Annotated in this window: 17 protein-coding genes; 15 read left to right on the top strand and 2 right to left on the bottom strand. The window is 64.4% G+C overall.

All coding sequences use genetic code 11. The features are described from left to right. The first annotated feature begins 77 nt into the window (after positions 1-77). Positions 78-1,874, top strand: coding sequence for a 2-isopropylmalate synthase (locus EV669_RS08060; protein WP_132098357.1), 1,797 nt, complete (start codon positions 78-80; stop codon positions 1,872-1,874). Positions 1,875-2,118: 244 nt separating this feature from the next. Here EV669_RS08060 and EV669_RS08055 read toward each other — a convergent pair whose 3' ends face one another. After that, positions 2,119-2,505 carry a hypothetical protein gene (locus tag EV669_RS08055; protein WP_054286273.1) on the bottom strand — a complete coding sequence of 129 codons (387 nt, stop codon included), beginning with the start codon at positions 2,503-2,505 and terminating at the stop codon, positions 2,119-2,121. A gap of 137 nt (positions 2,506-2,642) precedes the next feature. On the opposite strand from EV669_RS08055, the gene bioD reads away from it, so the two are divergent. The 6 genes from bioD to EV669_RS08025 all read left to right on the top strand — a co-directional run bounded on the left by bioD (position 2,643) and on the right by EV669_RS08025 (position 7,966). Further along, positions 2,643-3,269 (top strand): dethiobiotin synthase, encoded by a 627-nt coding sequence (gene bioD / locus EV669_RS08050; RefSeq protein ID WP_055433357.1) that lies wholly within the window; start codon positions 2,643-2,645, stop codon positions 3,267-3,269. A gap of 282 nt (positions 3,270-3,551) precedes the next feature. Then, positions 3,552-4,670 (top strand): cytochrome c oxidase subunit II, encoded by a 1,119-nt coding sequence (coxB, locus tag EV669_RS08045; RefSeq protein WP_054286271.1) that lies wholly within the window; start codon positions 3,552-3,554, stop codon positions 4,668-4,670. Positions 4,671-4,680: 10 nt separating this feature from the next. Further along, complete coding sequence (gene ctaD / locus EV669_RS08040; protein ID WP_132098356.1) at positions 4,681-6,306, top strand: cytochrome c oxidase subunit I; 1,626 nt, start codon at positions 4,681-4,683, stop codon at positions 6,304-6,306. Positions 6,307-6,316: 10 nt separating this feature from the next. Then, on the top strand, positions 6,317-6,877 hold the full coding sequence (locus EV669_RS08035; RefSeq protein ID WP_318271372.1) for a cytochrome c oxidase assembly protein: 561 nt from the start codon (positions 6,317-6,319) through the stop codon (positions 6,875-6,877). Next, positions 6,874-7,077, top strand: a complete 204-nt coding sequence (locus EV669_RS08030; RefSeq protein WP_054286268.1) for a DUF2970 domain-containing protein — start codon at positions 6,874-6,876, stop codon at positions 7,075-7,077. The genes EV669_RS08035 and EV669_RS08030 overlap by 4 nt, the downstream gene beginning before the upstream one ends. A 31-nt stretch (positions 7,078-7,108) precedes the next feature. After that, positions 7,109-7,966: a cytochrome c oxidase subunit 3 gene (locus EV669_RS08025; RefSeq protein WP_132098355.1), complete on the top strand. Its 858-nt coding sequence runs from the start codon at positions 7,109-7,111 to the stop codon at positions 7,964-7,966. A 4-nt stretch (positions 7,967-7,970) separates the two neighbouring features. On the opposite strand, the gene EV669_RS08020 is transcribed toward EV669_RS08025, so the two are convergent. Then, positions 7,971-8,168, bottom strand: a complete 198-nt coding sequence (locus EV669_RS08020; protein ID WP_054286266.1) for a twin transmembrane helix small protein — start codon at positions 8,166-8,168, stop codon at positions 7,971-7,973. A 22-nt stretch (positions 8,169-8,190) separates the two neighbouring features. On the opposite strand from EV669_RS08020, the gene EV669_RS08015 reads away from it, so the two are divergent. From EV669_RS08015 to hisD, 8 genes are read left to right on the top strand one after another with little or no spacing between them, the layout of a single operon-like run. Beyond that, the gene (locus EV669_RS08015; RefSeq protein ID WP_318271387.1) at positions 8,191-8,880 is read left to right on the top strand and encodes an SURF1 family protein; all 690 of its coding nucleotides are present in this window, start codon (positions 8,191-8,193) and stop codon (positions 8,878-8,880) included. After that, complete coding sequence (locus EV669_RS08010; RefSeq protein ID WP_132098354.1) at positions 8,870-9,424, top strand: hypothetical protein; 555 nt, start codon at positions 8,870-8,872, stop codon at positions 9,422-9,424. Before EV669_RS08015 ends, EV669_RS08010 begins: the two co-directional genes overlap by 11 nt. A gap of 20 nt (positions 9,425-9,444) precedes the next feature. After that, positions 9,445-10,446 carry a COX15/CtaA family protein gene (locus EV669_RS08005; RefSeq protein WP_132098353.1) on the top strand — a complete coding sequence of 334 codons (1,002 nt, stop codon included), beginning with the start codon at positions 9,445-9,447 and terminating at the stop codon, positions 10,444-10,446. A 25-nt stretch (positions 10,447-10,471) separates the two neighbouring features. After that, entirely contained in the window at positions 10,472-11,371 is a 900-nt protein-coding gene (locus EV669_RS08000) for a heme o synthase (RefSeq protein ID WP_054286263.1), read from the top strand. Continuing rightward, positions 11,368-11,961 carry an SCO family protein gene (locus EV669_RS07995; protein ID WP_235445561.1) on the top strand — a complete coding sequence of 198 codons (594 nt, stop codon included), beginning with the start codon at positions 11,368-11,370 and terminating at the stop codon, positions 11,959-11,961. Before EV669_RS08000 ends, EV669_RS07995 begins: the two co-directional genes overlap by 4 nt. 38 nt (positions 11,962-11,999) lie before the next feature. Next, positions 12,000-12,752: a flagellar brake protein gene (locus EV669_RS07990; protein WP_132098352.1), complete on the top strand. Its 753-nt coding sequence runs from the start codon at positions 12,000-12,002 to the stop codon at positions 12,750-12,752. Between the two features lie 32 nt (positions 12,753-12,784). After that, positions 12,785-13,426 (top strand): ATP phosphoribosyltransferase, encoded by a 642-nt coding sequence (hisG, locus tag EV669_RS07985; protein WP_054286261.1) that lies wholly within the window; start codon positions 12,785-12,787, stop codon positions 13,424-13,426. A gap of 12 nt (positions 13,427-13,438) precedes the next feature. Continuing rightward, positions 13,439-14,740, top strand: coding sequence for a histidinol dehydrogenase (gene hisD / locus EV669_RS07980; RefSeq protein WP_055433351.1), 1,302 nt, complete (start codon positions 13,439-13,441; stop codon positions 14,738-14,740). Positions 14,741-14,826: the final 86 nt, after the last annotated feature.

The following is a 14,826-nucleotide window of genomic DNA, read 5'->3' as shown; positions in this document are numbered from 1 at the left end:
ATTGTTATTTTTCCTCCTTTGTTTGACGGTTTGTCATCAAAAGCCTAGTCTGAATTCACACAATAAGGAGATGCGGGATGCAATTGGACATCGATCGACTGATCAGCGACTTTGGCGGCCCCGGCAGGTTGGCCGAAGCCCTCAACCGGGCCTTTCCGGACGAGTCGGTCAGTCGGGCCGCCATCTACAAATGGAGAGAACGCGGCACCTTGCCGCTGGCGCAACTGAACCGGCTGGCGCAACTGGCCGCCAGCCAAGGACGGCGCTTCGATTTCAACGACTACCTGACAGGCGCCGGGACAGCGGCTGAGGGACAAGGGAGAACACCGGACATGGGCGATCGTCTTTACATCTTTGACACCACCTTGCGCGACGGCGAGCAGTCGCCGGGGGCATCGATGACCAAGGAGGAGAAAATCCGCATCGCTCGCCAGCTGGAGCGTCTGGGTGTGGACGTGATCGAAGCCGGTTTCGCCGCCGCCAGCCCCGGCGATGCAGAGGCCATCCGCGCCATCGCCGAGGTGATCCGTGAATCCACTGTCTGTAGCCTGGCGCGTGCCAACGAGCGGGATGTCCGGGCCGCCGGCGAGGCCATCCGTCCTGCCGCACGTGGTCGCATCCACACCTTCATCGCCACCAGCCCCATCCATATGGAGAAGAAACTGCGCATGACGCCGGATGAGGTGGTGGAGGCGGCGGTGAAGGCTGTGCGGATCGCCCGCGAATATACGGACGATGTCGAGTTTTCCGCCGAGGATGCGCTGCGTTCGGATATCGATTTCCTTGCCCGTATCTTCGGCGAGGTGATCAAGGCGGGTGCCACCACCCTCAACGTGCCCGATACCGTAGGTTACGCGGTGCCCAAGATCACCGAGGCTTTCTTCCGCGAGCTGATCGCCAAGACGCCGGGGGGCGATACCGTGGTGTGGTCCACCCACTGCCACAACGACCTTGGCATGGCGGTGGCCAACAGCCTGGCTGCGGTGCTGGGTGGAGCGCGCCAGGTAGAGTGCACCCTCAACGGTCTGGGCGAGCGGGCTGGCAACGCTGCCCTGGAAGAGATCGTGATGGCGGTACGTACCCGTAAGGACATTTTCGCGGTGGATACCCGCGTGGACAGTACCCAGATCGTTCCGGCCTCCAAGCTGGTGTCTACTATCACCGGCTATCCGGTGCAGCCGAACAAGGCCATCGTCGGTGCCAATGCCTTTGCCCACGAGTCAGGCATCCATCAGGATGGCGTGCTCAAGCACCGTGAAACCTACGAGATCATGTCGGCCGAAAGCGTGGGCTGGAGCACCAATCGCCTTACCCTGGGCAAGCTCTCCGGGCGCAACGCCTTCAAGACCAAGCTGACCGAGCTGGGCATCGTGCTCGACAGTGAGGAGGCGCTCAATGCCGCGTTTGCCCGTTTCAAGGAGCTGGCCGACAAGAAGCGCGAGATCTTCGACGAAGACCTGCATGCGCTGGTGTCCGACGAGATGGTGGCCAACGAGCAGGAAACCTACCGCTTCGTGTCGCTGCGCGTGAATACCGAGACCGGCGAGCCGCCGCAGGCAGAAATCGTGTTTGGTGATCATGGTGCCGAGCGCCGTGCGGTGTCGAGTGGGTCCGGCCCGGTGGATGCAGCCTTCAAGGCGATCGAGAGTGTGGCCCAGAGCGGTGCGGAACTCGAGCTGTACTCGGTGAATGCCATCACCAAGGGTACAGAATCGCAGGGCGAGGTAACCGTGCGTCTGGCACGCGATGGCCGCATCGTCAATGGTCAGGGTGCCGACACCGACATCATCGTGGCCAGTGCCAAGGCTTACCTGTCGGCACTGAACAAACTTTCCAGCAAACAGGAGCGCGTGCGCGCGCAGGGGGACGTGTAACGCAGATACCGGTTTCGGCTGTGCGACGGCGGCAGCGCCCGTCGGGGCTTTTTCCCTTCCCGTTGTGTCCCGACGAACACGGCCGCGTCTCCAGCCACTCAGGTTTCAGTGCATCTCCCATTGAAACCCGCGGCCCACAAGGCCTTCCAGATGCCAGCCTTCGACAACCCGTGGAAGGTAACCCGGGCGACCCTCACAAGGGGTCGCCCGCAGTCGTTTAGTGCGACAGTGCCTTAGGCAACCATCAGGCGCGGCACATTGCCAGAACCCTTTTGCAATTGGCCATCTTTACGCAGTGGATGATCCACAGCACGATGGCTGGAATGATCGACAGCAGGTTGAGGTAAGGCCCCATGCACAGTGCGATCAGCACCACCGTAGCCACGGTGATGCCCATGGCGGCGTCTCCGGGAAGCTGGCGTCGCGCGAACGCCTTCTTCAGCGCGCTGGAGCGCAGAATCGCATACACCATGTACCAGATAGTGCCCAAGAATGGCACGAACGCCAGCCAGATCAGCCCGCCGGGGAAGGGTCGGTTGCCGCCCTCGATGGCATTCATTGTCTGGTGCAGCGTCAGGTAATAGAAGATCGCCGGCACGAGGATGGCGGCGGCAAGCATCACCAGAGTCATCAGACCAAGTCAGGTCATCAAGCCTACGATTTCTGCATCGTTCATAATTCTCTCCTTCATGTTATGCATCCGAGGGCGTGTCTTGCGCATGCCAAAAGCATGGTGGCGGGGCTGCCTGGCAAAAAGAAAGGAAATTCATGTCTTCTGGGTATTTTCTTACCGGTACTGATACCGAGATCGGTAAAACGTACTCGGCGGTGCGCCTGTTGCAGCGCTGGCGGGCTCAGGGCAAGCGTGTGGCGGCGATGAAGCCGGTGGCCTCGGGTTGCGAAGTGCTGGCTGACGGACGCTGGGTGAATGACGACGTGGAGCGGCTGATTGCCGCTACCGGTCAGACGGACCGCGATGCCATGAATCCCTATCGTTTCTTGCCCCCGGTATCGCCCCACATCGCCGCGCGCGAGGCGAATGTGGCGATCGACTTCTCGCTGATCGCCAGCCGCTACGTCCGCTTGGCCGAAGAGGCGGACGTGGTGCTGGTGGAAGGGGCGGGTGGCTGGCTAGCGCCACTGTCGGACACCACCTTCATGGCTGATCTGGCCCGGCACCTGGGGCTGCCGGTGATTCTAGTGGTGGGGATGCGTTTGGGCGCCATCAACCATGCGCTGCTGACGGCGCGCGCCATTCTGGACAGCGGGCTGCCCTTTGCCGGTTGGGTGGCCAATCGCGTGGTGCCCGACCAGCCGTTTTATGCCGAAAATCTTGCCACCCTGAAGGCACATCTGCCCGCTCCCCTGCTGCTCGAGTTGCCCTACCAGCCCTGACCTTGCGGCCGGTTTGCAAAAAACCGGCTGTTACTGCCGTTTCAGGCTCCTTTTTTGCCATCTTCATGTCGCCCCCCCCACGGCATAGCCGATTGTCGCCAGACAGCTTTTGCGCTGCGTCATGACAGGCTCTTGTTTTTCTTGACTCCTTGGCTATACCCAAGAAACCGGAGTTCAGGGGGCGGCGCCAACCGCGATACAGCGACCAAGGCCGGTTCATGTGCAACGCTGGGCCTACCGAAGGCGCACACGTCGAGACTGAGACAGCAAAAGGGGAACGGCATGACCTTCTGGCGAACGATGATCGGTGGAGGGCTGTTGACCGGTGCTGCCCATGCGGCGCCCGGTATTGGCCTACAGACACCGGTAACCAGCGTGGCCCATGAAATTTATGACCTGCATAACCTGCTGGTCATCATTGCTACCACGATTTTTGTCGGCGTGCTGGTGGCGATGTTTTACGCAATCGTCAAGCATCGCAAATCTGCAGGTCACGAAGCCAAGCATTTTCACGAGAACACCACTGTCGAAGTGATCTGGACGGTTATCCCTTTGCTCATTCTCGTCGGCATGGCTTGGCCGGCCACGCGTGCCGTGCTGCACCAGAAGCAGACCCGCGGCGAGGACATGACCATCAAGATCACCGGCTATCAGTGGAAATGGCGCTATGACTATCTTGATGCAGGCATGGGCTTCATGAGCAATCTGGGCACGCCACGCGATGCCATCTACAAGACCGGCACCAAGGGCGAGCACTACTTGCTGGAGGTAGATCAGCCCCTGGTGGTGCCCACCGGCAAGCGCATCCGCCTGCTGCTGACGGCGAACGACGTGATCCACGCTTGGTGGGTGCCCGCCCTCGGCGTCAAGCAGGATGCCATTCCGGGTTTCGTCCGGGATGCCTGGTTCAAAGTGGACAAGCCCGGCATCTATCGCGGTCAGTGTGCGGAACTCTGCGGTCGCGACCATGCTTTCATGCCGATCGTTGTGGATGCGCGCAGCCCGGCCGACTACGAGAAGTGGGTAGCGCAGAAGCAGAAGACGCTGGCGGCCAGCGCTGACGACCCCAACAAGACTTGGACGCTGAAGGATCTGGTAGCGCGCGGCGAGACGGTTTACCAGCAAAACTGTGCCGCCTGTCATCAGCCGAACGGCCAGGGTATTCCCGGCACCTTCCCGCCTTTGGCCGGTTCGCCGATTGCTACCAAGAACCGCGCAGCCCACCTGGACATTGTCATCAACGGCAGCCGCCGCAATCCTGCCATGGCCGCCTGGGGCAAGGTGCTGAACGATACCGAAATCGCGGCCGTGATCACCTACGAGCGCAATGCGTTCGGCAACAACACCGGCGACGTGGTGCAACCCAAAGACATCAAGGCCGCCCGCGGCGGCAAGGCCTGAGGAGGACGACATGGCGATTGCGGATACCGCGGGGCACGCGCCCCACACCGGCAAGCCTACCGGGCTGGGCCGCTGGCTGTTTGCCACCAACCACAAGGACATCGGCAGCCTCTACCTGTGGTTCAGCTTCATCATGTTCCTCACCGGCGGGGTGATGGCCCTGGCGATTCGCCTCGAGCTCTTCAGCCCCGGCCTGCAGTTCTGGCAACCTGAACTCTTCAACCAGCTGGTGACGCTGCACGGCCTCATCATGATCTTCGGCGCCATCATGCCGGCCTTCAATGGCCTGGCCAACTGGATGTTGCCGCTGATGATCGGGGCGCCCGACATGGCCTTCGCGCGCATGAACAACTGGAGCTTCTGGCTGCTGCCTCCGGCTGCCCTTCTGCTGCTGCTGTCGTTCTTCGTGCCCGGCGGTGCCGCAGCTTCCGGCTGGACGATGTATGCGCCGCTCTCCACCCAGATGGGCATGGGGATGGACATGACCATTTTCGCCATCCACATCCTGGGCGTCAGCTCGATCATGGGCGCCATCAACATCATCGTTACCGTTCTCAACCTGCGGGCACCGGGCCTGACACTGATGAAGATGCCGATGTTCGCCTGGGCCAGCCTGATCACCGCCTATCTCATCATCGCGGTGATGCCGGTGCTGGCGGGCGCGGTGACGATGGTGCTCACAGACCGCCATTTCGGCACCCACTTCTTCAACGCCGCCGGCGGCGGGGACCCCGTGATGTACCAGCATGTGTTCTGGTTTTTCGGCCACCCCGAGGTATACATCATGGCGCTGCCGGCCTTCGGCATCATCAGCCAGGTAATCCCCACCTTCAGCCGCAAGCGTCTGTTCGGTTACACCTCGATGGTGTACGCCACGGCCAGCATCGCCATTCTGTCGTTCATGGTGTGGGCACACCACATGTTCACCACCGGCATGCCGGCTACCGCCCAGCTGTTCTTCATGTACGCCACCATGCTGATCGCCGTACCCACGGGTGTGAAGGTGTTCAACTGGGTGGCCACGATGTGGCAGGGCAGCCTGACCTTCGAGACGCCGATGCTGTTCGCCATCGGCTTCATCTGTCTTTTCACCATCGGTGGTCTCTCCGGCGTCATCCTGTCGGTGGCGGCCGTGGACACCCAGCTGCAGGACACGTACTACGTGGTAGCGCATTTCCACTACGTGCTGGTGGCCGGTGCACTGTTCTCGCTGTTCTCGGCGGTGTACTACTGGTTCCCCAAGATGACCGGTCGGATGTATTCGGAACGGCTGGGCAAGCTGCACTTCTGGTGGTCGATGGTGTGGTTCAACGTGACCTTCTTCCCGATGCATTTCCTGGGGCTGGCCGGTATGCCGCGCCGCATTCCCGATTACGCCCTGCAGTTCACCGACTTCAACAGCCTGGCCACCATCGGCGCCTTCTGCTTTGGACTGGGCCAACTGATCGTGCTCTACAACCTGCTGATCAGCCTGCGACGCGGACCCCCCGCGGTGGAGCATCCTTGGGAAGGCGCGCAGACGCTGGAGTGGCGCATCCCCACGCCCGCCCCCTATCACAGCTTTGTCGAAGCCCCCGAGGTTGATGCCGACGACAACGGCGTCATCCACGCGGTGCGTGGCGGCACACACCACTGAGGACGGAGGCATGGCTCTGCAACCACAGCCGCCTTCCATGCCGCCCGACGCACGTCGTGCACTACTGCTCAAACTGTGCGTGATCGTGGTGATGATGTTCGGCTTTGCTTGGGCGCTGATCCCGCTTTACCGCGTGATCTGCGAAGTCACCGGCATCAACCAGGTGGTGCAGGCCGACACCTTGGCCGAAGATACCGCGCGCCCGGTTTCGTCCGCCCGGCCGGTGACGCTGGTGTTCGATGCCAACGTGCAGGCCGGACTCCCCTGGCAGGTGCGGCCGCTGGTGCGGCAGCTCAGTGCCCGGCCGGGCGAGTTCGTCCGGGTGGAGTACGAAATCACCAACGCCAGCAACCGGCGCGTGGTGGGTCAGGCGGTGCCGCGCTACCTGCCGGCCGCGGCCGGGGAGCACGTGAAGAAGCTCGACTGCTTCTGCTTTCGCCAGCAGGTGTTCGCGCCTGGCGAGACACGGCGCTTCCCGGTGGTGTTCGTGGTGGACCGCAAGCTGCCGGAGGAAGTGGAGTCGATTACGCTGGCCTACAGCGTCTTCGACGTGCCGGGTAGTGGGGGATGAGCGTGCAGGAGCGCCCGCGTCGTCGTCCCTTCTCCGCGCTGGGCACCATTCTCGCTGCCTTCTTCGGTGTGCGCCGGGGGCGCGATGCCGAGCGCGACGTTCGCCTGTCGCTGGCGCAGGTCATCGTGACCGCGCTGTGCGTGGTGGCCTTCCTGATTGCCGGGCTGGTGCTTCTGGTCCGCTACGTGGCCGGAAGCTGAAGCACCGGCCCCTTACGCAAGGAGCTGCACGATGCAAACCACGGTTGAAAGCCGACACTACTTTGTTCCAGAGCCGTCGCACTGGCCGATCATCGGCTCGTTGGCCCTGTTCTGCATGGGCTTGGGGGCCGCCTTCGCCATCAACGAGATGCCTGTCGGCAGCTTCGTGTTGGCCGCCGGAGTAGCCCTGCTGGTATGGATGCTGTTCGGTTGGTTCGGGGATGTGATCCGCGAAGGCCTGCGCGGGCTGTACCACGCCCAGGAGGACATGTCGTTCCGCTGGGGGATGGGCTGGTTCATCTTTTCGGAGGTGATGTTCTTCGGTGCACTGTTCGGGGCGCTGTTCTACGTAAGGGTGATCTCACTACCCGAACTGGGCAACATGCAGCACAAGCTGCTGTACCCGGAGTTCGTGCCTTCCTGGCCTCTGGTGAGCGGCCCCGGCATTCAGGCCACGTACGAGGCGATGCAGGCCTGGGGCCTGCCGGCGATCAACACCCTCATCCTTCTGACTTCGGGCGCCACGGTCACTTGGGCGCACTGGGGCATGCTGCGCGGCCACCGGCGGGTGCTGTCCAACGGCCTGCTGCTGACCGTGATACTCGGCGTGGTTTTTCTCACGCTGCAGATGTGGGAGTACAGCCATGCGCTGCACGAACTCAACCTGACCCTGGCGTCGGGGGCGTACGGTATGACCTTCTACATGCTAACCGGCTTTCACGGCCTGCACGTGCTCTTGGGCACCCTCATTCTCGCCGTGGTGTGGCTGCGCGTACGCCGCGGGCATTTTGATGAACGCCATCACTTCGCCTTCGAGGCTGCGGCCTGGTACTGGCACTTCGTGGACGTGGTATGGCTGATGCTGTTCGTCTTCGTCTACTGGCTGTAAGTGGTTAGGCTGCGTGCGGGTGCCACCAGCCTGCCCAGACGCCCAGCCACAAGAGTGCGAACAGCGCCAGCGACAGGCCGATGCGCACGGTGAGTGAACGCACCATGCGTTCCGGCTGGCGCTGTGGCCGCATCAGGCCGGTCAGGGCCCAGAAGAGCGCCACGACGATGGCGCACAACACGATGAGGATCAACGGTTTCATGCGGGGAGCCCTTTCTGCAGTGATGTCACTTGATGGTAGCCCAATACCCCGTCGCAGCCGCGCCGGAGCAGCACTGTTCCTCTTGGCCCTGCTGCCCTTCGCCTTGGCGGTGTGGCAATGGCAGCGCGGGGAAAGCCGCAGCGCGCTGCTGTCGGCCTACGAAGCCGCCGCCACCCTGCCTGCCGTGCCGCTGGTCAGTCTTGGCCCCCATGCTGTGCCCGATGGCCGGTCGGTAGCACTGATGGGGCGACCGGCCGGGGCACCCCTATGGCTGGACAACTCCCTGCAAGCCGGGCGCCCGGGGGTGAGGCTGTGGCAGCCTTGGTTGCTGCCGGACGGGACGGCTGTAGTGGTGGACCGGGGCTGGCTGCCCGCTCAGGACGCCGCCCGGCGCCTCCCCCCGCTGACCGGCCCGCTGGAAGGCCAGTGGGTACCGTTGCCGCAGCGCTTTTTACTGGACGGCGCCCGCCGTGCGGCCGAAGGACAAATCGATGCCTTGGATGCGCAGGCCTTGGCCGAGAGGCTGGGGCGGCCACTGCGTCCGGGTCTGGTGGTGCTGACGACCGCCGTTCGCCCACTGGTGCCCTCTCCGGTCCGCCCACCCTTCGATCCTGCGCGGCACTATGGCTACGCGGTGCAGTGGCTGCTGATGGGGCTGGCGCTGACGGTGGCCGCCTTTATTTTCTGGAGACGCTCTGCCGATGAATGCTGAACTCTACGCCACCACGGTTGCGCCCCGGTCTTCGCGCCGGGCCGGCCGGATCAAGCTGGGGCTGATCGTGCTGGCCTGTGCCCTGCCGGCGGTGGCAGCCTGGGCCAGTTACCGGTTCTTTCCTCCCGAAGGTGGCAAAAGTTACGGCCAGCTTCTGGAGGTGCGGCCCCTTCCGGGGAGCGAGGCGCCCGACTGGCCGCGCGGCAAATGGGTGCTGGCTACCGTCGAGGCACCGGGGCCCTGCGATGCACGCTGTGAGCGACGGTTGTTCACCCAGCGCCAGATCCAGGTGGCCCAAGGGGAGGCGGCGGAGCGGCTCGTCCGGCTGCGCCTCGTCGCCGGCGCAGTTGCGCAGGGCGAAGCCCCCTCCCGCGCTGAAGTGCCCGTCCGCGCCGCGCCACATCTGGCCAGCCGGGTAGGGGCCGGCCTCTACCTGATCGACCCCTTGGGCAACACGGTAATGTTCTATCCGGACGCGGCCGAACCGGGGCGGGTGATCCGGGAGGTGGGCAAGATCCTCAAGACCAACAACGGCCTTGGCTAGGGCCAGGCTCGGGAGTGCGCATGAAAAGACTGTGGCTGCTGGCACTGGTTCTGGCCTGCATCGTGGTCCCGCTCGGGGCGTACGTGCGGCTTTCCGATGCGGGACTGGGCTGTCCCGATTGGCCCGGCTGCTACGGTCGGTTGAGCCCGCATCATGCGGCCGATGCCATCCGTGCCGCGCAGGCGGTGAATCCGGACGGTCCGGTCAGTTTGGACAAGGCATGGAAGGAGATGGTGCACCGCTATCTGGCTGCCACGCTCGGGCTGGTGATCCTGATTGCTGCAGTACGGGCGTGGTGGCAGCGTAGGGGCCGCGCAGCCGCCACCGGGCTGCTGCTGGTAGTGGCGGTGCAGGGGCTGCTCGGGATGTGGACGGTGACCCTGCTGCTCAAGCCTGCAGTCGTCTCCGCCCATCTGGTGGGCGGGATGACGGTTGCCGCACTTCTGGCTTGGGGAGCACTGTCCCGCACGTTGCCGCTGCAACCGGTGCCGGCCACCTATCGCCGCGCCGCCTGGGCGCTGGTGGTCATGGTGGCGCTACAGATCCTGCTGGGTGGCTGGGTATCGAGCAATTATGCCGCGCTGGCCTGTCAGGGTTTTCCGACCTGCAACGGCAGCTGGCTGCCGCCGGACATGCGGTTCGATCACGCCTTTCATCTGGTGCGGGACCTCGGTGAAGGGCCCGACGGCACACCGCTCGCTTCGGCCAACCTTGTGGCGATCCACTGGCTGCACCGTGTGGGCGCCCTCGTGGTTTCGCTCGCCGTGCTGGGGCTCCTCTGGACCGGATGGGGAGATCGCTGTCTGCGAGGCAGGCTGGTGCTGTTGGGGCTGGCATGGCTCCTGCAGGTGGGCTTGGGCATCGCCAACGTAGTCCTGCAGCTACCCTTGCCGGTGGCCGTGGCTCACAACGCCGGGGCGCTGCTGCTGCTGTCGGTCGCGGTATTGTTTGCCGGCCGGCTGGTACCCGTGCGCGTACGCCAGCCGCTGGCGCTGTGGAAGGTTGGCCGAAAGGCGGCCTGATGTCCCACCCATTCCGGAGCCCACCATGACCACACTCGTTCGCCGCCTGCCGGCCACCCACCTCAAGGCCCTGTTTCAGCTGGCCAAGCCCCGGGTGGTGGCCCTGATCGTCTTCTGCGCCGTGATCGGCATGGCGCTGGCCACGCCCGAGTTGCCCGCCCCCGGTCTGCTGGTTGCTGCCACGGCCGGTATCGGTCTGACCGCCGGGGCTGCTGCCATGATCAACTGCCTGGTGGAGCGCACTATCGATGCGCGCATGCGACGGACGGCCTGGCGGGCCACCGCACGCGGGGAGGTCGGTACCGCCGAAACCCTGATCGTGGCGCTGGTGGCGCTTTCAGCCGGCATGGGGCTGCTGTTCGCCTTCGTCAATGCACTGACGGCCTGGCTGACCTTCTTCACTTTCGTGGGCTATGCCATCGTCTACACCCTGCTGCTCAAACCTTCCACGCCCCAGAACATCGTGATCGGCGGGGCCTCCGGAGCCATGCCGCCGCTCTTGGGCTGGGCGGCGATCACCGGCGAGGTCAGTGCCATGGCCATGCTGCTTTTCCTCATCATCTATACTTGGACCCCTCCGCACTTCTGGGCGCTGGCGCTGTATCGACGCGACGACTATGCCCGCGCCGGCCTGCCGATGCTGCCGGTTACGCACGGCGAGCGGTTCACCACGCTGTCCATCCTGCTCTACACTCTGCTGCTATCGGGCATCACACTGCTGCCGCTCGCGCTGGGCGCCACCGGCTGGGTCTACTTCGCTGCCGCCTTGGTGCTGAACGCGCGCTTCGTCTGGCTTGCCGCTTCTCTGCATCGAACGTATGCTGACGCCCTCGCGCGCCGCACCTTCGGCTGGTCCATCTGGTATCTCACCTGGCTGTTTGCGGCGCTTCTGGTCGACCATTACTGGCGGATACCCCTGTCGTGATCCAACATCTGATGCGTCTTTGCCTTGCCGGCCTGCTGCTGGCGCTGGCGGTGGCCTGCACCTCCCGGGATACCGCTCCGCTCGACCTGAAGGGCACCGACATCAGCGGTGCCGACTTCGGCGGCAGCTTTGCGCTGACGGCCCACACCGGCAAGAAGGTGGCCCTGTCCGATTTCAAGGGCAAGGTCGTGGCCCTCTTCTTCGGCTACACCCATTGTCCTGATGTCTGCCCCACCACCATGCTGGAGTACGCCGGCGCCATGAAGAAGCTGGGCGAGCGCGCCCGGGACGTGCAGGTACTGTTCGTGTCGGTGGATCCGGCCCGCGATACGCCCGCGGTGCTGGCCGGATATGTGCCCGGCTTCGATGCCCGCTTCATCGGGCTGACCGGCAGCGAGGCCGAGGTGCGCCGTGTCGCCGAGCAGTTCAAGGTGGTGGCGCAGAAGGTCCCCGCCGAAGGCGGCGGCTACACCATGGACCACAGCGCCGGCTCCTACCTCTTCGACCGTGAAGGCCAGCTGCGCGTCTACGAAGCTTACGGCGCGGGTTCGGCCAACCTGGCACATGATCTTGATCAGCTGTTGCGCTAAACTCGGTGCTTTGAGACGTCGTCCAAGAGCGCCTTGCCGTGACTGAGCTGCCCCTGCCCCCGCCCGAAGAAAACGGGCCCGATCTCGACCTGTCCCGGTACACCCTGAAGAACCGGCTGGAAGTGGCTTACCACCTGCGCACGCTCGTGCAGCATGGCGACGCGATCACCGTCTTTGCTAACCGCGGACAGGATTTTCTGCTCAGCCGACTCTTGTCGGTGGAGGACGACCAGCTCGTCTTTGACTGCAGTGCCGACGAATCGGCCAACCAGAAATTGCTGCTGAGCGAGCGCAATGTGTTCGTGGCGGCTCCGGACGGCGTCAAGACTCAATTCAGTACTCCGGCGGCCCGACGCATCCAGTTCGAAGGCCGTCCGGCCTTCGCCACCGCGCTGCCCGACGAAGCGATCAAGCTGCAGCGGCGCGAATTCTTCCGCATCCAGACCGTCGCTGCCCCGCCGGTAGTGTGCGTGATCGGCGATTTTCCCGGTGGCCGCCAAGCCTTCCCCCTGTTCGACATCAGCCTGGGCGGCGTGGCCCTGACGGTGCCTCATACCGGCGCCGGCTTCGAGAAGGGTACCTGCTATCAGGCCTGCCGCATCGACCTGGGCAGCTTCGGCACGCTGGATGTCACCCTCGAGGTGCGGCACCACCTGCGCGACACCCTGCGTTCCGGCCAGGAGCGCCTGCGCGTCGGCTGCGCCTTCGTGGCCCTGCCCACCGCCATGGAGAACCGGCTGCAGCGTTTCGTGGCAAATCTGGAACGGGAACGCCGAGCTCTGGTACGCTGAGGTCTTTGCCCCATCCGCACGACACCCACACCATGACGTTGACGATTGCCCTCTCCAAGGGCCGCATTTTTGAAGAGACGCTGCCGCTTCTGGCGGCCGCCGGCATCACCCCGGCAGAAAACCCCGAATCCTCGCGCAAGCTGATCATCGACACCAATCTGCCCGATGTCCGGTTGGTGATTGTGCGCGCTTCCGACGTGCCCACCTACGTGCAGTACGGCGCAGCCGACCTGGGCATCGCCGGGCGCGACGTGCTCATCGAACACGGGGGTGCCGGCCTCTATCAGCCCTTGGACCTCAACATCGCCAAGTGCAGGATGATGGTGGCGGTGGAGAACGGCTTCGACTATGAGGCTGCCGTCAAGCAGGGTGCCCGGCTCAAGGTAGCCACCAAGTATCCTCGCATCGCCCGTGAGCACTTTGCCGCCAAGGGCGTACACGTGGACATCATCAAGCTGTACGGCTCGATGGAGCTGGCGCCGCTGGTGGGGTTGGCCGATGCCATCGTCGACCTTGTTTCCACCGGAGGCACCCTGCGCGCCAACAATCTGGTGGCGGTCGAGCATATTCTGGATATCAGCTCGCGCCTCGTGGTCAACCAGGCCGCCCTCAAACTCAAGTACGCCACCATCCAGCCGGTGCTGGAGGCTTTCGCCTCGGCCGTGCCGGCATAAGGCAGGATCGCAATGCTCAGACTCGTTTCCTCCGAAGCCGGATTTGCCGCACGCCTCGAGGCGCTGCTGGCCTTCGAAACCGCTCAGGACCCGGCCGTTGACGCGGCGGTGGCCGCCATCTGTGACGCTGTGAAAGCACGCGGCGATGTGGCGGTTATCGAATACACCAACCGTTTTGACCGCATGAATGTGCAGACCATGGCCGAGCTCACCCTGGGCCGCGAGGCCCTGCAGGCTGCGCACGACCGTCTGCCGGGGGCGGTGCGCGATGCGCTCGCGGCCGCAGCGGCGCGCGTGCGGCATTACCACGAAAGGCAGCTTGCGCACTCTTGGCATTATGAAGACGAGGACGGCACCCTGCTGGGGCAGCAGGTCACCCCGCTGGACCGTGTGGGCATCTACGTGCCCGGCGGCAAGGCCGCCTATCCGAGTTCGGTGCTGATGAATGCCCTGCCGGCCAAAGTGGCGGGCGTGGGCGAGATCATCATGGTGGTGCCCACGCCGGGGGGCGAGCAGAACGACCTGGTGCTGGCAGCGGCCTACATCGCCGGCGTGGACAAGGTATTCACCTGTGGCGGTGCCCAGGCGGTGGCCGCGCTGGCCTACGGCACCGAGAGCGTGCCGCAGGTGGACAAGATCACCGGACCGGGCAACGCCTACGTGGCCGCTGCCAAGCGCCGCGTGTTCGGTGTGGTGGGTATCGACATGGTGGCCGGCCCGTCCGAGATTCTGGTGATCTGCGACGGCGAGACCGATCCGGACTGGATCGCGATGGACCTCTTTAGCCAGGCCGAGCACGACGAGATCGCCCAGGCCATCCTGCTGTGTCCGTCTGCCGACTACATTGCCCGTGTCGAGGCCAGCATCCAGAAGCTGCTGCCAACCATGCCGCGCCGCGCGATCATCGAGCAGAGCCTTGGCAACCGTGGCGCACTGATAGAAGTGCGCGACCTTGACGAAGCGTGCGAGATTGCCAACTTCATCGCCCCCGAGCACCTGGAGCTGTCGGTGGCACAGCCCGAGGCATGGCTTGGCAAGTTGCGTCACGCTGGCGCCATCTTCATGGGGCGCTTCACCTCGGAGAGCCTGGGCGACTACTGTGCCGGGCCCAACCATGTGCTGCCCACCAGCCGTACCGCGCGCTTTGCCAGCCCGCTGGGCGTGTACGACTTCCAGAAGCGCAGCAGCCTGATCCGTGTGTCGCAGGCCGGGGCGCAGAAGCTGGGCCGCATCGCCAGCCTGCTGGCCCATGGTGAGGGTCTGACCGCGCATGCCCGTGCCGCCGAGCTGCGTCTGGACGCGCCCGAGCGCTGAGCCCGCAAATGCCCGCCGGTGCCCGGCTAGCCCCGGCGCGCCGGACAGGGTACGATGAAGCCTGATCCTTTTCTCCGCCCGGTGCT

This window comes from Gulbenkiania mobilis (genome assembly GCA_004346645.1).
Classification (GTDB): domain Bacteria; phylum Pseudomonadota; class Gammaproteobacteria; order Burkholderiales; family Chromobacteriaceae; genus Gulbenkiania; species Gulbenkiania mobilis.
Note: the sequence above shows the minus strand (reverse complement) of the source record. Positions and strands in the feature narration are given on the sequence as shown.